We start from the raw sequence: 18,907 nt of genomic DNA, 5'->3' as shown, positions 1-18,907 counted from the left end.
CAATGAAGACTATATATAAATTACTATCATTCTCCATATTGATCTTTGGCTCTGGAAAAGCGCAAAGAAATTTTGGGAATACTCCCGAACCGGTTCCTTCCGTTTCATCTTTTTCTTCGTATGTCAATACCCCTGTTTCATTATCTACTGGGGTGCCGGATATATCACTTCCATTATTAAACCTTCAGACCAGCAATAAAAGCCTTGCTCTTCCTGTTGTTTTAAGTTATCATGTTGCTAATGCTGCGATTGATAAACCTGGTAGTGAAGTAGGTATTGGCTGGTCCTTGGCTAAAGGAGGTAGCGTTTCTCGGGTTATCAATGAGTATGTTGATGAGTTTTATGATAATGCATCGAAACCTGACTATAAAAAGAATGAATTTGATGATCTCTATTATTATAATATTCCTGGAAATTCTGGCAAGTTCAGTTTTATCAGAGATGTTACCAATAATACCTTTACCCTAAATCATATTTCAGGGAACAATATAAAGATTGAATATACAAGAGATCCTAATACGGCTACTCTAATAATAAACTCTTTTAAAATTACAGATGAAAAAGGGTTTAAATATATTTTTGATGACTACAGTAAATCTCTATTGGACCCTAATTTTTATTATAAATCTGCTTTTTTCTTAAGTAAAATACTGGATGAAAGTAACGTTGAAGTTGCCACTTTCACTTACCAGAAAGAAAGTATAAACAAAAATGGATCTTCGGTTCTATTATACCAAAGCTGCAAGCTGAAGGAGATCTCTACGGATTTTGGAAAGATAAGTTTTGAAAATGTTTATGATGCATTGAAAGAAAACGGGGTTGATGATCCTTACAAAATAAATAGTGTATCACTTCTTGATAAATCAAACAGGCTAATTTCCAAATATAAGTTTTGGTTTGAAGAGGGAGATAGAAGAGCATTAACAGTTCTCGATAAACTTAGTAGTAACCAGGAAATAATTGAAAGAAGAAATTTCGGATATAAGGACCTTTTATTTACAGTGTACAAGGATATTGGGGGAAATGATTATGCATGTGCTAGTGAATATTATAACCCACTTAGTTCAAAAACACGAACCTTAGAGACGATGAGCCATCCGGAAGGGGGTTATACTAGGTATAACTTTCAATTTAACGACATCTATTACGACAACAGCTCAATTCAGCTAAATAATAATAGTTTAACTAATCCTTATTATCAAAACTTGGTTGAAGAGCAGAGCATAGATTTTGATACGAACCAGAGTAGTGTTTATAATGTTCATATAGATGCCACAAAAACTTTCTATATTGCTTATCTAACGTATGAGATGTATGATGATAAGTACCCTATTCATATGCCACATGTTATTAATTTTAAGTTCAAGAAATCCGGGGTAGAAGTCACTCCAACTACTACCTTAGGTTGTGAGAAATACAATCTTAGTCCCGGAGACTATACCTTCGAAATTAAAGGTTTTGGGAACAATCCTGGTTATGGAAATGGTAATATTAAGCTTAAATCAATTGCTACAGCACCATTACCCTATAAAAATGCTACATTTGCAACAGGTGTAAGAATAGGCAGTATCGAACAATTTGATGTGGACCATGTTTTAAAAAAGAAGACAAGCTACGAATATAATTCATTTGCAAATCCTAATGACTCAAGTGGGGCCGTTTATACTTCTGAAAACTGTCAGGGTAATAGCGAATTTTATGATAATACTGTTGTCCTTTATAAAAATGTAAAGGAAATTTATGGAGATGCCACGAAAAACCTGGGATATACAAAATATTATTTTAAAATGGCTGAAGATTTCACGTCTACTATACCTCTATTCAGGCCATATTATAATATTACTTCTACAGGCCTATTGTATAAGCAGGAAATATATAATAGTCAGAATGCAATAACAAGCTCACAAAATACTGATTATGTAATGGATGATATCCCTGGAGCTCCTCAATATAGTACTTGCTCAGGTTATAATTCAAAAGCAGCATGGATCAAATCTACGAAAGTAATTTCCAAGACATTTTTCGATAATTCTACCAGTCTTGAAAATATTTCTGAAACGACATTCAGTCCTTACAACTTTTCAGTATCAACTGTAAAGGAAACCTCTCCTGAAGGAATTATTACCGAAAAAACGGTAAAATATGCATCAGACGTTTCCAATACAAAGCTCATTAACGCCCGTATGCTTACTACTGCTTTACAGAGTGAAACTAAAGTTAATGGGAAACTGGTAGGAAAATCAGAAACTAAATTTGATAATGCCTCTAACTTATATCCTAGCTCGGTACTTTCTTTTGACGTTAAAAATCAAACTCCGATGACGGAAATTACCATCAATAATTATGATGGAAAAGGAAATCCAAGAGAAGTTATTTCAAAATCAGGTATTCCTACCGCTATTATTTATGGCTATAAAGGAACCCAACCCATTGCAAAAATTACTGGAGCATCTTACAGCCAAATCGCATCTCTTGCTACGGTTACAGCAGCTATTACTGCCTCTGATGCTGATGCGGTTGATCCAACTAAGGAACCTGCTTTGCTCGTGGCTTTGGAAAACCTTAGAAAAGATACCGCAATAAAAGATTATTCCATTACCACCTATACGTATGACCCTTTAATAGGGACAACTTCTATCACAACTGCCAACGGGACAAGAGAAGTGTACAGGTATGATAAATCAGGCCGATTACAAAGGGTGGAAGATAAGAATGGTAAATTATTAAAAGAATACGAGTATAACTACAAGCACTAAAAATCATGAAAAGAATTTTAAATATATTCAGCATATTGTTTGTAGCAGGATCGTCTTATGCGCAAACAGGTCCGAGTACTAATGAAAATTACGTACAGACCAGAGCCTATCTGGAAGAAGTAACCTCTTCGACCCCCAATGCGAGACAAATTCAATCCATTCAGTATTTTGATGGATTGGGAAGAGCTAAACAGTCTATTAGTGTCAAAGCTACACCACTAGGAAGAGATGTGGTAGTTCCTATTGTATATGACGACTTTGGACGACAGATCCAGGACTACCTCCCTATTCCTCAAGTGGGAACTCAAGGTGGAGCTATGTATGGAGCTCCATTAGATAATGCCACAGCTATTTACGGAAACGAAAGAATTTATGGTGAGAAAACATTAGAAAAATCTCCAGCTGGAAGATTGAAACAAATTACTTCGATAGGAAATAACTGGACTACTCATCCCACTCAGTTTTCTTATTCCGCTAATGCAGCAGGCGACGTAAAAAAGATAACTACGGTTACTACATGGGCGGGTGGAACAACCTCCACCGCCATTTCTTATACTGGTGTGTATGCAGCCAATACTCTATATAAAAGTACAGTAACTGACGCTGATGGTAATACTACAACAGAATTTACCAATGGACTGGGACAAGTAATTTTGGTGAGAAAAAATGATGGAACCAAGGACACAGATACTTATTATGTATACAATGAGTTTGGCTGGTTAGCCTATGTAATTCCTCCATTGGCAGTTACTGCTTCTATCCCAAATCAGACAGCATTAGACAATTTATGCTACCAGTATAAATATGATACTCTTGGAAGACTGGTAGAGAAAAAACTTCCGGGAAAAGGATGGGAGTATATGGTGTATGATAAAGCTGATCACCTGATCATGACACAAGATGCCGAATTGCGTAAAGCAGGTAAATGGTTCCTTACAAAATACGATCCATTTGGAAGGATAATTTATACTGGAATTATACCAGGTGCGGACAGAACAAGTCTGCAAAGTCTACTTAACAATTATGTCATTACCGAATATAGAAACGCTCAGGGCTTTACAAGAAACGGAATGCAGATCTATTATACAAATGACTGGTGCAAGGAAGTAGAAACTATTTTATCCGTTAATTATTATGATACTTATCCAACTTATTCCTTTAACCCTTCTTTTCCTACGACTATATTGGGTAAGCCTGTTGTTCCTGATACACAAAATGCTGCTGTAAATACCAAAAATTTGCCTGTGATGTCCTTAGTTAAAAACATTGAAGATGATAACTGGACGAAGAGTTATGTGTATTATGATGCGAAAGGAAGATCAATTGGAGGTTATGAGATCAATCACCTGGGTGGATATACCAAAACAGAAACAGAACTTGATTTTGTTGGAGTACCCAAACAATCCAAAGTCTATCATAAAAGACTCTCTACAGATACAGAAAGGATCATCACCCAGACATTTGAGTATGATAGTCAAAACAGATTAAAAAAGCAATGGCATCAGGTGAGTGGCCAGCCTCAGGAACTTTTAGCAGAGAATACTTATAATGAACTCTCTCAGCTTTCCAGTAAAAAAGTAGGAAATAACCTACAAAATATTGAGTATGCTTATGACATTAGAGGCTCAGTAATCAAAGTCAATAATCCAGCTAACCTTAGTGGAAAATTATTCGGATATGAAGTGAAGTATACTAATCCTGTTGGAACATTATCAAAGTATAACGGAACCATTAGCGAGGTGGACTGGAAAACGGCAGGCGATAATGTGTTAAAAAGATATACCTATACCTATGATGGGTTGAATAGACTGAAAAAAGGTGCCTATTCTGAACCAAATGCTTCTGTTCCTGAGAATAACCTGTTTAACGAATCTGTGGGATATGATATAAACGGGAATATCACTTCTCTTCAGAGAAATGGGAAAAATTCTCTGGGTGCCACAGGACTGATTGATAACTTGACCTATCAATATACAGGGAATAAACTCAATTCTGTAACTGATGCTACTGGTGACTATGCAGGGTATCCTGACACCTCAGGGAATCCAATTACGTATGATGACAATGGGAACATGAAAGATCAGGTGGATAAAGGTATTCTTAGGATTGATTACAATGTTCTCAGCCTGCCTGATAATGTGGTGTTTGATAAAACCTATAGTCCCAGAGTGATAACAGAAGATGTAGAGATCAACGTAAATACCAAATATCTATACAGAGCAGATGGAACAAAGCTTAGAAAAACGTATACATTTGGTCTGGGTAGAACGAACTTAGAAACCAAAACAATAACTGAATATCTAAACGGATTCCAATATGAAGCCAGAGACACAGGTACAGCATTCAGCCAGGTTCTTAAGTTTGTGCCTACAGCTGAAGGGTATTACAATTTTGAAAATAATAAGTATATTTACAACTATACTGATCATTTAGGAAATGTAAGGCTGAGTTATGCTAAAAGCTCAACAGGAAGCGCAGAGGTCATTGAAGAAAACAACTATTATCCTTTTGGATTAAAGCACACTATCAGTTTAAGTGGAAACCTTGCCTACAATTATGGTTACAACGGCAAAGAACTGCAAAAGGAAACAGGATGGAGTGATTATGGTGCTAGGATGTATATGGCAGACATCGGAAGATGGGGAGTAATAGATCCTCTCGCTGAAACAAGTAGAAGATTTTCACCCTATAATTATGTTGTAAATAATCCTATCAGCTTTATTGATCCTGATGGAAGAAAATTTGCAATGCCAAATGAGGCAAGTGACATGGCTCCCCAGGATCCAAGGTCTGGATGGTGGATGGGCATTACAGGAGAAAGAGATAATAGAACAGAACCACTTGGTGGTGCTCGTGGTGGTGGTGATGTATATGATCAGAAGCCTGCTACTTTTGGAGAAACACAGGAATTCAGAGATATTATGGCTAGTTTAGGGACTCCTAAACCAACTGTTTGGCAATCTATTGGTAATTTCTTCAGAGGGTTATTTGGTGGTAATAAAGGTACGAAAGCAACTGCTGGAGCTTGGGTTGTAACAGATATAGCTTTAATTCCTGAAGGTGTTGTGGCTGGCGAAGCAGCTGCCTCTACAGCTACTCTTGCAGAACTTGGGGCTACAGTTGCTCCTCTTGTTTGGACTTTACCTTTTGCATTGAATGGTGACACTTCAGACAAGGGTGGTAAAACTCATTTTTATAGAGCTATGTCAAATGCAGAATATTTATCAACCAATGGATATCTCCAAGATAGAAATTCTTCTGGAGAAGGCCCTCATGTAAGATCAGATATAGATTATCTTTTATCTGCAAATTTTATAAATAAACCAAACTCTTCATACGATGTAATTGTTGAGTATACTATGTATCAGGCAGAAGCTAGAGCGTTTTATGCAACGCCATATCAATATATGTCTGGGAGTGGGCCGGGAGGACCAATTTTTAATGCTGCAAGGGCAGCTGGATTAAATTATATTAAATATGAAAAAGGAACGTCTATTGGTTTTCCTGGAGCCTCAACAATGTTATTTAATGCTAGCTTAATTAGTCCTCCTAGAATTTTTAAAAATTTAAAATAATTATATGTTTAAAATTAAATATTTAGACTACTTGAGAATTTTGTCTAGGAATAATGTAGATATTAATTCAATTATCAATAGTCCTCAATTGTATACAGATTTACAAAAAGAGGCGTATGATGTTTATAATAAGATATTAAATAAAGAAGAATGGATTAAGGCCGAAATACTTAGTTTATTAAAGAATATAAATATTCCTATTGAACTTGACCCCGATTTTAAAAATCAATATAGAGAATCATATTTACGATTTGATTTAATTGATGATTATTTAAAAAAACAAAATTTAATAATCGATATTACTAATGAATTAAATGAAGTTTATAATTTTTTTATAGAAAATGGAAAATTATTAAATAACTTTAGGTTTTTATTTATGATGATTACAAATTCTACAGCTACTGATAAAACATTTCACTTTATCGAAAAATTATTAAATGTTTATTATGATAATAGAATAGAATATCAAGACAATACGATGGTATATGAAATTAGTTCCTTTCTAGAAATGAATTTTACTGAGCAAAAAGTTCACTCATTAAAAGATCAATATCCTGACATTCCGTTATAAATCCCCTCTACTAATGCATTATATGACAAAAGGAGTATAACGGATATTAAATATTGTAGTAAAATACCTTATTTATAGCATATTGTTTATTGACTGATGCGTCATATTTGACAAACAAGAAGGCTTAACTAAAACGTTAAGCCTTCTCTATGAAAAAGTAATGTACCAATTACTTTAATTTTATTTTTTTTCAATTAGCTTTTCTAGCCTTGTCATCATTTCATCTTTTTCTTTCAGCCCCCATGCTGGCGCGAGCGTCACGCTCGTGTCCGAATAAAGATTAACAATCTATAAATAAATCCGAGAAGGTATGCTTTCTCGGATTTTTATTTATGATATTTAAAAGTTAAGTGAGTATGAAAGTGGTTTTGTAACAGAACCTAATGGATGGAAATATAGTAGTGCAAGAAATTACTATAATGATGATCAGGAGATTTTGGAAATAGATTTAAATTTGCAATATATGAAATAGGCAACGAGCGTTACACTGGCACCAGAGTGGGGGGTATGCTTTAAGGATTTTAGCAGCCGAAAAAGGAGCTTTAAGTAATGCTGGTCCTTTGAAAAATATTAGTGGTAGTTTGAATGAAGCCGCCTCTTTAGCAAAAAATCAGCAATATGGATCAAATAAAAATATTTTTAGAAGAGTGGCTAGAAGTGAGCAAGATGTTCAAGCTCTAAATGAAGCACAACAAGGAATGGGTAGAAATCTTAATTTAAAATTAGGAGACCCAAGATATCAGGGCTGGGAAAAGTGGCATCATAGTGTTGGTAAAAAAGGAGGGAAGTCTGTCGGTCACTATTTACGAGATCCAAAAACTGGAATGTTAACTGATTTTAAATTTAAATAAAAATGAAAGTAAAATGTATTAGTACCACCATTTCGATTGAAAATAGCTCAATTGCTATAATTGAATGGGCAAATAATTCAGAAATGGAAATAACTATAGGGAAAACCTATGCTGTACTTGCTATTTCAAAATACTTTGATACCATTTTCTATTATATAATAGGAGACGAATCTGACAGTTATCCACTTGCTTTTCCAAGTAATTTATTTCAGATAATTGATTATAATATTTCTAAATATTGGAGTACATCATTGATTGAAGTGAGAGATCCTCAAGATTTAGAAATGGGAAATGGTGAAATTATTAGCTTTAAAGAATGGACTACAAAGGGAGATGAATTTTATGAAAAATTATTAGGTGAAGAAAAAGAAGAAGTTAAATTGTTTGATATGTATCGAGATAGGATCTTAACTGAAATATAAATTCATTTTTAGACTTAGTATATATGATTGATTTTCAATTAATTATATAAAATAGTCACAATATAGAATCAAATATGGTAACTTTAGAAAATTGCCAAATAAACATATGTAAGAAATATTTGTAAAGAAGTATTGGGAAGAAGAAAATATATGTTTTTATATACATTTTCTAAATGGACGGGCTAACGGACAAATTGAAATTAGTTCTAATGAAAAAGTATTTTTAACATTGGAAAACCCACAACAAGGAGAATCTATGCTATATGATCAATCTATTGAAGAACTTGATTTACAAGATCCTGACTTTATTACAATGGAAGAGTTTGAAGATACTTGGAATGACAAATAACAATAAAGCCCCAATGGGGCTTTATTTACTCTTATAAGTTTCTCCCAGCTAGCGCATTCTATGACAAAATTGTAATAATACTCTTGCTCCAGAAAGATCAGAATCTAAAGTTTTAGATGAACTAACTAAATAAAGTAATGAGAGTCATAATATTTTTATTTGCTTTTGTCATAGAATGCGCCAGCTATATATAAAATAAAATTAATAAATATGAGTGATACAATAATAAATGAGCTATATAGTATTAGAGACCATTTAGATCAAGTTAAATCTTATATTAATAAGATTAAAAATAGTGTAATTATGGATTCTTTTGTTCAGAAAAGACAGCATTTATATGATATTTATTATGATAGATTAGATTTAAGTAATTATACGAAAAATCATTTTGATGGACATAGAGAAGTAGTAAAGCGAATGAAAAATTCAGACTTAAAAAATGTAAGATTATCTGTCATTGATGGTGATAAGAGAAGTTGTTCCATTTTCAGTAGTGAAGATTTTAGTATAATTCTAGGTATTATTTTTTATGATAACTAGTAGGAAATTTTATCCTCCAGCTATGTTGACGATCGATGCCCCTGCTGGCGTATTCTATGATAAAAAGCAAATAGAATATCAACATTTATAAATTGATCCGAGAAAATACATTTTCTCGGATCTTTATTTATGATCTTAAAAGTTAAGTGAGTCTGAAGAAGTCTTGTAACGGAATCTTACTAATTGAATATAGTAGTGTAAGAAATTACTATAATGATGATCAGGAGATTTTGGAAATAGATTTAAATTTGTAATATGAGAATGGGCAACGAGCGTGACGCTCGCGCCAGCGTGGGGGCTTCATTCTATTATAATATAAACAATTTAGGAACTGGATATGATCAGTCAATTATTGACAAAGTAACAGGATACTGGGGTCAATTAAAAAGTGAGTGCGAAAGTACATATAACCAAAAATTAAAACAACTTAACAAATAAAATGAAAAATATTCTTTTTATAATAACTATTATATTTTGTAGTAATGTTTCATATGCACAAATCAAATTAGAATTTAAACTGGATTTCAATTCTAATATTGCAGAGATTACGATAATAAATGATACATCAGAAAACTTTGTTTTTCCCTTAGATAAAAATAATTTTCGCCCTTACGAACCTGAATGTTCAAATTTTCAAGAGTATGAAGATAGCTTTCCCAGTTTAGGATTAATGTTAATGATTGAAAAGCAAAGTGATAAAAAATTATTAACTTACTATGTTGAGGATTATGTTGACATTGCCAAATTTGACTCTATTACTAAAGAATATAAAAAGCAGAAACTAATTAATGATAAAATAATAGATAAATGGCAAAAATCAAATAAAATAAAAGAAATTAAAGATGCTAAAATAAATTATAGTATTATGAATAATCTTATTTTTCTGAAAGCAAAAGAAAAGGTAAACTATAAGATAAAAGTCAATACTAATAACATTACTGATCAAAATTTTAAATCTTATTCTTATTTATATGATTCATCCGAACCCTATAAGTTTTATTTAGAATATTGTAATGCTTCAAAGGCCTATGAATATTTAACCGAAAAGCAAATAAAAAAAATAAAAAAAATGGGTTATAAATTATTATATGCAACATTGAAATCTAATGTATTATACAATAATGTAAAATGACTTTGCGAATATCGTGTTAAATCAATAAGGAAGATTGTAATTTTGGGTTTTTATTAATTTATAATGCAATCAACTATAACGATTGAGATATAGCATACCAAAAGTAATTATTGAGAAATTTAAAGGAGGAAGAAGAAAATGTATTTATTTTTCCGTTAAAAACAAAGATTGGGTTTATGGCGTGTTTCTTTAATGAAAATGGAGACTTACTTGGTGTTTTATGGAATCACAGCAAAAAAGGATAATAATAATCGAACGAGCCATTCTGCAACAAAAACAAGAAAAATCAAGATCCAATTATAAGTATTTAACGAATGAGTATCCGGAAATATAAAGAATTATTGTAGGTTAACTTTATTTTATTGCAGTCAATATTTAAGTAATATGAGAAATAAAATCAATTTTTTAATAATTATAGTATCTGCAGGTATTCTGTTCAATTCATGTGCGTCTATAAAAGATAACAAGCAAAGAAATATTTTTGTTAAACAGTTTATTGGTAGCGAAGGTATAACCAATAGTTTACAGTCCTTCTATGATGATAAAACAATCACAATTTACGATGAAAATAAAGTATTAGTAAAAGAGAATGGGACATTTCATACATTATCTCAAACTATTAATATACTAACTTCAAGGCCCACCAGTAATAATTACTTAATGATCAAAAACTTTACTCTCAATCAGAATTTGGCTTGTTTAACCTTCTTAACTTCAGACAAGGAAAAGGGCATTGTTTTTTATCTGAAAAGAAAAGATAATAAAGAAGGATGGCAAATTGCGAATATGTTTAAACAAAATACTAGATAATCTTTTATTTCTACAAGCATTTTGCCTCTACTAGCATTACATTAATTTTTTAGAAATTGCTCCTATTTTTGTTTTTGACTTATTTTATATCAAAGAGCAAAATAATATTAACATTTTATAAATTGATCCGAGAAAATTCTTTCTCCCCCATGCTGGCACGAGCGTCACGCTCGTGTCCGAATAAAGATTAACAATCTATAAATAAATCCAAGAAGGTATGCTTTCTCGGATTTTTATTTATGATATTTAAAAGTTAAGTGAGTATGAAAGTGGTTTTGTAACAGAATCTTATGAATGGAATATAGTAGTGTAAGAAATTACTATAATGATGATCAGGAGATTTTGGAAATAGATTTAAATTTGTAGTATATGAAATGGGCAACGAGTGTGACGCTCCCTCCAGCGTGGGATGAGTAAAGTGAACTTAGCACCAGGAACAGGTGATGGAAATGGATATATTGTTATATTTAAAGGTGGTGAAATTATTCATAAAGAACTTTTCAAAAACTATATAAAATAATAAAATGAAAACTTATTTCAATTTTCAATGGACATTTCTAATCATTTTAACCTTATTTTCTTGTATTAAAAATGATAAAGATAAAATTATAGAACTTTTAAATAGTGATGATAAAACAAAAATAATGAAAGGTTGTTCACAATTAAAAAGTGAAAAAGATACAATATTCATAAAATATTTATTTAAAGATATAACGGATGAAAGAATTTCGCATGATGCAGAATTTTATGGGATTAGTGTATATCAAGCTAAAATTGGGGCTTTAAAAAGAATTTCTGGGCTACCCTCTCCTAATAAAAACACATATGAATTTGATAGTTTAAATACTGCCTTTTATAAGAAATGGGCAATTAATAAGGGTTATTTGAAAGAATGATGCATAATATTGGACATGTATCCCCTGCTGCCGCACGAATTCTTTTATGCGGCATTTTATTCTAATAATATGTGTAATTAATAGATGTTAGTATAAAATAACAAAGAAAACCCCTCGCTGGTGCTTATATAATAAAAAGTAAATAAAAATATGTTTATAACTTATAAATTGATCCGAGAAACTTCACTTTCTCGGATCTCTCTTTATATTTTCGTTTAAATTTGGAATATAAGAGTAGAATTTTCTATTCTTATTTTTTTTAATATACCGATCATTTAGGAAATGTAAGATTGAGTTATGGTAAAAGCTCAACAGGAAACTATAATGCAGGGTATGGTATGCTACATGAAACTCAATATTTCAGTTATGTAATGAATGGAAAATATGATAAATCAAGTGATTCATATATTTTTAATTTTAATTTGAAATGGACAGACCAAATAAATCATAATAATAATGTTTTAATGGATAAAGTTTTCAACAGTGTTACTAGAGCCGTTGCACACCCTAAAGATTATTGGATAACAATTAAATGGGCTCAAACAATTATAATAAAAAACGGAACATGGAAAGATTTATTTTGATAGTAGTATCACTTTTTCTACTCATTAGCTGTGAGAAGAATTCGAATTTTACGAGAGATAATAAAAATTCGGGTGTATTTATTAAAAAAAACACATTTATAAACTCACCTGGATTATATTATGGTAGAGATATTAGTATTGTGGTAAAAGAATTTAAAGATGGAACGATTGTTTACGGAATTTTTGATATTAATAATGATCTCTTATATCAGAGAAATATTAATAATTCAATAAGTAATCATATGAAATGGACTATATATGCTGATAATAACAATCAAATTTGGTTTTATAACGCAGATTATCAAGAAACTAATGTTTTTGTTGTAGAGGGGAAAAAAGGAACTTTCATTAAAAATAAAAATAGCCTTCCTCCAATTCCTATTGAGCTTTCTAAATTTATAAAAGAGTAAGAGAGCTCCTCTTTGATGGTGCATTCTATGACAAAAGCAAATAGAATATCAACACGTATAAATTAATCCGAGAAAATACATTTTCTCGGATCTTTATTTATGATCTTTAAAAGTTAAGTTAGCATGAAGAGGTTTTGTAACAGAACTTAATGAATGGAAATATAGTATTGCAAGAAATTACTATAATGGTGATCAGGAGATTTTGGAAATAGATTTAAATTTGCAATATGAGAATGGGCAACGAGCGTGACGCTCACGCCAGCAGGGGGCTATTCACAAGAATCGATTAATGTAGTTAACAATAACTTAGATAAATTAATTAAACTTTATAATACATTTATAACTATTCCTTAAATAAAATGAAATTAGTACTTTCCATCACAACATTATTTATCCATGTTCTATTTTTTGGACAAATTGAAATCAAAATATGTTCATTGAAGAAAGTTTCACCAGATAAAGAGAACATTACTATTAATATTACTAACTTAACAAATGATTATTATGCCTTACCTTTTGATAAAAAAGGTTTTAAAGCAAATAATATTGATGAAATATGTAGTGATCTTAAAGACTTAGATTATCCTCATAGATTCTTTGCGTTGTCACTAATGTTTAAAGATAGAATAAAAGGTGAACCCATAGAATCATTGCTAAGAAGTTATCATTTACAAAACTTTGACGAAAATACAATTAATCAAATTAATTCATCAAGTAATATTCATAAGCAAGAAGTATTAAAATGGCAGGAAAAAAATAATTTAAAGCTAGAGTTAGATGCTGAAAGAAATTTTTATATTATGAATAATCTACTTTTATTAGCTCCAAAAGAAAAAGTGACATTAAATTTGGATATGAATGTCTATGAAATAAAAAGAGGTGATACAATGTTTTATGACTATTATAACTTAGAGAATAAAAAAGAATATGATTTTAACGTAATATTATGTGCAGATAAAGGCATTTATAATTATTTAACTGATGTACAGAAGGCCAAACTAAAAAAATATACATTTTTTGTAGGAAAAATTGAAAGCAATAAAATTTCTTATATCTTTTCTTATGAATAATAGAATAGAATATCAACATTTATAAATTGATCCGAGAAAATACATTTTCTCGGATCTTTATTTATGATCTTTAAAACTTAAGTTAGCCTGAAGAGGTTTTGTAACAGAATCTTACTAATGGAATATAATAGTGTAAGAAATTACTATAATGATGATCAGGAGATTTTGAAAATAGATTTAAATTTGTAGTATTTGAAATGGGCAACGAGCGTGATGCTTGCGACAGCGTGGGTTTATACCCTTTATTTATCGGGATATGGAATAGCTTTATCTAATTCAATGGGATTGTAATATTTTCGAATATCGTTTTGAGTTGATTTTGTTAACTCGTTGAATTCTTCTTTTGCTTTGATTTTCCTACCATTAATTTGGACATTCCAACTTGGCTGAAATTCCGTTCTCATCCTGGCGTAAGGGTCATTATAAAATTCCAGGTTTAATTTAATCCAATTTTTTTGATTAAGTTTTATTGGATTCATTCCATAGTGGGTTTCTAAAAATTCTTTAGTATCATATGTTTTGGGGAAATTTTTGTTTCGAACAAAACTGAACAAATAATTTTGTTTGGAATCTTCTAAAAACAGAATAAGTCCTGGAAGGTTTCTGAATTTGTAAGGGCCTTCTGAAATTGGAAGTTCAATTGCAAACCACGCAGTCCAATGTCGTCCTCCAAAATTGGTCGTTGCTTTTTGCAGTTTATATTTGTCAATAATTTTTGTGTCTTTTTGTATGTCCCATTTCATCTCATCAATTGTTTCAAATGAGTAATAAAAAGGCATCATCCTGATTTGAGCGTAATTAATATTTTTATTAGAATCTTTTTTTCTTGAAATTGTTAGTCCTGTTTGACTCGTGTGTTGGGCGTATTGGTGTTCTGGTAATTTCATCAGAGAATCGTTCTCGATAAAACCATATTCATAAAATTTTACGTCTGTCGGGTTAATATCCAAGACCATTTCCTCTGTAGAATAAATATTTTCTAAAGAATCACTTTTATATTTGAGTTCATAGATAAAACGATGAGTTTGCGAAAATGACAAATTGAATGACAAAATGTAAATAATTAATATAAATTTTCTCATAACTTCGTATTTGAATAGCGGCTATTATATTTTTTCAAATTTACATAATAGTAAAGTTTAATCAATTTATATTTTCTATATATCTATGTGGGAGAGTTGAAAAAAACAAAGAGAAAGCCATTAAAATTATTTTTACTGAAAAAAGAAAAAGAACTTTTAATACCATATGAAAAGTTAGATAATTTTTTCAGCTATCACTTCAAAGATATCAATGCTTCCAGAAATCATAATTTTGAAGAGTAGAGGGAAGGAAAAATCCTCAAACCTTTTATTAATATTTTCGTTTAAATTGTTGGCACATAATACAGAAGCACCATTAAAAAGGTTATTTATTAAGACAAAAAAAAGCAGATAAAATTAATTATCTGCTTTATATTTCGATTGAAGTATTTTAATCTTCAGAAATTAAACCAATTTAACATTGATTGCGTTAACGCCTTTCGCACCGTTTTGTACATCGAATGTTACAACATCGTTTTCACGAATGTTATCTACTAATCCTGAAGTGTGTACGAAAACGTCTTGACCACCATTTGATGGAGTAATAAAACCAAATCCTTTGGCATCGTTAAAGAATTTTACTGTTCCTTGTTGCATTGTATTGTATTAAAAAATTATTGTATTCTATTTATTTTGGCTACCGCCACTATTGAATTGATTATATCAAAACAATAATTAATCGATTTGTAAGCAAGAAATGATGTTGGTATTTTTTTAATCTTGAAAGTATTCAAGTTGGAAAAGGTACTGCACCGGTTATATTGATGACAAAAATTAGCGGCTGAAAATGCGAAGACTGATGGATAAGAATAAATTCAAAAATCAGAAGAAGCACTGGCAGAAGCCTGATTATTTTACAAATATACACATAATTTATTGAAAATGAGCTTTTTTTAATTTTTATTTATTTAATAGGACTAATCAGTTGTAAAATTAACATATAATTTTGATGATTTCAATTGAAGATAAAGCAGTCAGTATAGCTACTTCTATATCCATTTACGAAAACAAATCCCAACTCTCGTCAGGATTTTGTTCTTTCTTCAGTTTTGTGTTTTATCTACTACAGGTAAAATTCCTGTTATGCTTTAGTTTTAGATCTATTTATATTAAAACCGATAACCAATACTCAATCCAAACTTTGCAACCACGCCATGCTCTGTTTTATCTCCATTGAACAAAAGTTTTCCGTAGCCTGCATTGGCTTCAAAAACCAATCCTTTTTTTGTGACCAGTTTCCAGCCAAGACCCGCACCCAGTGCAACATCATAAATATCCTTATTTTCAGTGAATGTGAGGTGGTCTGCTGAGTATATTTTTTTTCCATCAATGGACGTGAACATTCCAAATCCTTCAACAAAAAATCCGGAAGCGTATTTTTTTCCAAAATAGTATCTGTAGTATGGGGAGATGAAGTAATTCGTATCCTTTTCTTTTTTATGATCATAAACAAAAAATCCAGAGATCCCCAGTGATGAGTTTTTATTTAAATGTCGTTCATAACCCGCTTCCACAGCACCGGATAACGGCGCTATTAAATTTAATTTGATTTCATTGTTTTTCTGATAAGGGTTTGCATCAGTTTCATTTTGAGCATTCACAGAATAAAAAGCAAACAAAATGATGAGTAGTAAAAAGGTTTTTTTCATAAAAAATTAATTTGAATTATTTGAATGCAAAACTCAAATAATAAAAATTAGAACGGGTTTCAAAACCTTAAAACTGGATAAAATGGTACTTATTTGCTGGTATTTTTATATTCATTGGGGGTCTGACCCGTAACTTTTTTAAAGGCTTTATAAAAAGTCGTTTTTGAAGTAAACCCGGATTCTAATCCCATCGTCAGCAAAGTATAGTTGTCATATTCCGAATTTGAAATCATTTCCTTCACTGCTTCCACTCGATATTGATTGATATAATGGGCAAAGTTGTCTCCTGTGATCGTGTTTACAATTTGTGAAACATATCCCGCACTTATGCCTAGTTTTTCAGCGACTTTTTCTCTGTTTAAGGTACTGTCGGTATAAATGTGCTGATCCTTGCAAAGAAGTTCCAGTTTTTGAAAATAAAGATTATCCGCTGTGATAGATTCCTTATATTCTTGTGGTGTATTATTTTCTACAATTTGCAGATTGGGATACGAAATAGCCGGATCATTGTTTAGAAAATTGGAGATGGCCTCTTTATTTTTGGCAAGTTTATATTTGTAAATGCCTATATAAGAGGTCCAATGAATGATGAATGTTGCACATAAAGCCAGGACACTCATCGTAGAAGAAATATCATAGTCAAGAAGTAAGCCGGCTAGAGCAGTAATAAGCCAGGCAAATAGCACGAAAGAAACCATTGTTAATAAGGTAAGTATCCATTTTTTTTCCTGTAAATCTTTTAAACGTCTTATCATAAAATAAGAGTAAACCGGAAGGAATGGGATGAATGTAACGGCTAAAAAAAGATGAATCAATCCAAGTATTCCGATGATACGGTTACCTGACTCAGAAAACGTATAAACCCCTGCAACATGATCAAGATCGTTTATAATATTAAGGACAGCGGAATAGGCAAACGGAATAAAAAACAAATAATTTTTTTGTTTCCATTTTCCGGTATGATCAGTTCTGCTTTTAATAAACAGGAATAGGAAAGCAGGCATTAGGAATACCCACTCGATGTTATCTATAATATGGAGAAGAGGATAGGAGGTGAATACCTGTTGAATCTCAAAAACATGATTCAGTAATTTAATTGAAAGTGTAAATAATAAGCAGGCTAAATATTTATTTGAATTGCTATTAAAGAGAGAAGACTTTAAAATAACCAAGCCTAAGACTATTCCCTGAAAAATAGCAATATTTAAAAGTGTTGTATAAATCAATTTTTTATAGGAGTTGTTTTAAAGATTTGTGGTGGCTAAATGTAGTTCTTTCATACGAATTGATAAAAACAATTAACTTTTTTAAGGAAATGAGTTCAACTGCATCTAATCCAGTTATAATTATAGGAAAAAGGGCTTTCCGCAAAGTTGAAAGAATTAAAAATTGATTTGTCTCTTATTTAAAAATAAGAGAATTTGAAGATATTGTCCCTATAAATAAATCAGGATATTTCTTTTTATCCTCTAAAGTTAGAAATTGATACAAATTTTTATTAAGTATCAATCTAAAAGTGACATTGTATGGAACTTTAGAATCTAATTGATCATAATAAAGTCTATCACTATATTCAGACATTTTCTTTAAGAATGGATTAAAATACAATTTATATGTGATTTTATCATGGGGTAAGATGGTTACCATATGCGTCATCATATACCAATTATAGGTGGCAAATAATTCATCAGTAATTTTTTTTGCATCTTTCCATTCGTTGATCTTCTGAAGTCTGGTATTTTCAATTTTTTGTATTTCAATCAGTTGCTCCTCTTCATAAAAAGGATCAGTTCCTGCATCAAAATCCTTAAATATTCCTTTTTGATATATAAAAGCATATGCTCCCAGAACATTATAACGATCACCCTTAGAAATTATATTGGGCTTACTATTATAATATAGCTCGATATTATCGGTAAAAGGCATTGCATAGCTAGCTGTATCAATCGGAAAAGATACACTTTTATCCGATGTATTTGATATTGTTATTTCTATAAGGTGTCCAGGATATTGATATTCGTAATTTGTTGCCTCATCATTATTCGGTACATAATATTTATATTTGTATGAAGGTAATTCCTTTACCAACATTGAAATCTGGGAATTTAAAAAAGACCAAAAAAATAATAAAATAATTGAAAAAGATATTCTCATCTCCATGGATTTAGGATTTTAAAATTACTGAGTTTTTGCTTTAAAATCCAACTGTC

At 31.1% G+C, this 18,907-nt stretch carries 17 protein-coding genes; 12 read left to right on the top strand and 5 right to left on the bottom strand.

Annotated elements, in window-relative coordinates:
- Positions 1-2: 2 nt before the first annotated feature.
- The 12 genes from NG806_RS08265 to NG806_RS08210 all read left to right on the top strand — a co-directional run bounded on the left by NG806_RS08265 (position 3) and on the right by NG806_RS08210 (position 13,966).
- On the top strand, positions 3-2,756 hold the full coding sequence (locus tag NG806_RS08265) for a hypothetical protein (protein WP_261512655.1): 2,754 nt from the start codon (positions 3-5) through the stop codon (positions 2,754-2,756).
- 5 nt (positions 2,757-2,761) lie between these two features.
- On the top strand, positions 2,762-6,331 hold the full coding sequence (locus NG806_RS08260) for an RHS repeat-associated core domain-containing protein (RefSeq protein ID WP_261512654.1): 3,570 nt from the start codon (positions 2,762-2,764) through the stop codon (positions 6,329-6,331).
- 4 nt (positions 6,332-6,335) lie between these two features.
- Positions 6,336-6,902, top strand: a complete 567-nt coding sequence (locus tag NG806_RS08255; RefSeq protein WP_261512653.1) for a hypothetical protein — start codon at positions 6,336-6,338, stop codon at positions 6,900-6,902.
- 560 nt (positions 6,903-7,462) lie between these two features.
- Positions 7,463-7,753: a hypothetical protein gene (locus NG806_RS08250; RefSeq protein ID WP_261512651.1), complete on the top strand. Its 291-nt coding sequence runs from the start codon at positions 7,463-7,465 to the stop codon at positions 7,751-7,753.
- 2 nt (positions 7,754-7,755) lie between these two features.
- A complete protein-coding gene (locus NG806_RS08245; RefSeq protein ID WP_261512649.1) occupies positions 7,756-8,175 on the top strand; it encodes a hypothetical protein in 420 nt (139 codons plus the stop codon).
- A 559-nt stretch (positions 8,176-8,734) separates the two neighbouring features.
- Complete coding sequence (locus NG806_RS08240; RefSeq protein WP_261512648.1) at positions 8,735-9,064, top strand: hypothetical protein; 330 nt, start codon at positions 8,735-8,737, stop codon at positions 9,062-9,064.
- A gap of 439 nt (positions 9,065-9,503) precedes the next feature.
- Positions 9,504-10,196 (top strand): hypothetical protein, encoded by a 693-nt coding sequence (locus NG806_RS08235; RefSeq protein WP_261512647.1) that lies wholly within the window; start codon positions 9,504-9,506, stop codon positions 10,194-10,196.
- Between the two features lie 110 nt (positions 10,197-10,306).
- Positions 10,307-10,441 (top strand): hypothetical protein, encoded by a 135-nt coding sequence (locus NG806_RS08230; RefSeq protein WP_261512646.1) that lies wholly within the window; start codon positions 10,307-10,309, stop codon positions 10,439-10,441.
- 139 nt (positions 10,442-10,580) lie between these two features.
- Entirely contained in the window at positions 10,581-11,006 is a 426-nt protein-coding gene (locus NG806_RS08225; RefSeq protein WP_261512645.1) for a hypothetical protein, read from the top strand.
- A 524-nt stretch (positions 11,007-11,530) separates the two neighbouring features.
- The gene (locus NG806_RS08220) at positions 11,531-11,902 is read left to right on the top strand and encodes a hypothetical protein (protein ID WP_261512643.1); all 372 of its coding nucleotides are present in this window, start codon (positions 11,531-11,533) and stop codon (positions 11,900-11,902) included.
- A gap of 565 nt (positions 11,903-12,467) precedes the next feature.
- On the top strand, positions 12,468-12,896 hold the full coding sequence (locus NG806_RS08215; protein ID WP_261512641.1) for a hypothetical protein: 429 nt from the start codon (positions 12,468-12,470) through the stop codon (positions 12,894-12,896).
- A 359-nt stretch (positions 12,897-13,255) separates the two neighbouring features.
- Positions 13,256-13,966, top strand: coding sequence for a hypothetical protein (locus NG806_RS08210; RefSeq protein ID WP_261512640.1), 711 nt, complete (start codon positions 13,256-13,258; stop codon positions 13,964-13,966).
- A 242-nt stretch (positions 13,967-14,208) separates the two neighbouring features.
- Here the strand turns inward: NG806_RS08210 and NG806_RS08205 are convergent, their stop codons facing one another.
- The 5 genes from NG806_RS08205 to NG806_RS08185 all read right to left on the bottom strand — a co-directional run bounded on the left by NG806_RS08205 (position 14,209) and on the right by NG806_RS08185 (position 18,788).
- Positions 14,209-15,048, bottom strand: a complete 840-nt coding sequence (locus NG806_RS08205; protein WP_261512638.1) for a GLPGLI family protein — start codon at positions 15,046-15,048, stop codon at positions 14,209-14,211.
- 405 nt (positions 15,049-15,453) lie between these two features.
- Positions 15,454-15,645, bottom strand: a complete 192-nt coding sequence (locus NG806_RS08200; protein WP_214831582.1) for a cold-shock protein — start codon at positions 15,643-15,645, stop codon at positions 15,454-15,456.
- 512 nt (positions 15,646-16,157) lie between these two features.
- Positions 16,158-16,697 (bottom strand): DUF3575 domain-containing protein, encoded by a 540-nt coding sequence (locus NG806_RS08195; protein WP_261512637.1) that lies wholly within the window; start codon positions 16,695-16,697, stop codon positions 16,158-16,160.
- An 89-nt stretch (positions 16,698-16,786) separates the two neighbouring features.
- Positions 16,787-17,923 carry a helix-turn-helix domain-containing protein gene (locus NG806_RS08190; protein WP_261512636.1) on the bottom strand — a complete coding sequence of 379 codons (1,137 nt, stop codon included), beginning with the start codon at positions 17,921-17,923 and terminating at the stop codon, positions 16,787-16,789.
- Between the two features lie 175 nt (positions 17,924-18,098).
- The gene (locus NG806_RS08185; protein WP_261512635.1) at positions 18,099-18,788 is read right to left on the bottom strand and encodes a hypothetical protein; all 690 of its coding nucleotides are present in this window, start codon (positions 18,786-18,788) and stop codon (positions 18,099-18,101) included.
- Between the last annotated feature and the right edge of the window lie 119 nt (positions 18,789-18,907).

The organism is Chryseobacterium paludis, assembly GCF_025403485.1.
Classification (GTDB): domain Bacteria; phylum Bacteroidota; class Bacteroidia; order Flavobacteriales; family Weeksellaceae; genus Chryseobacterium; species Chryseobacterium paludis.
Note: the sequence above shows the minus strand (reverse complement) of the source record. Positions and strands in the feature narration are given on the sequence as shown.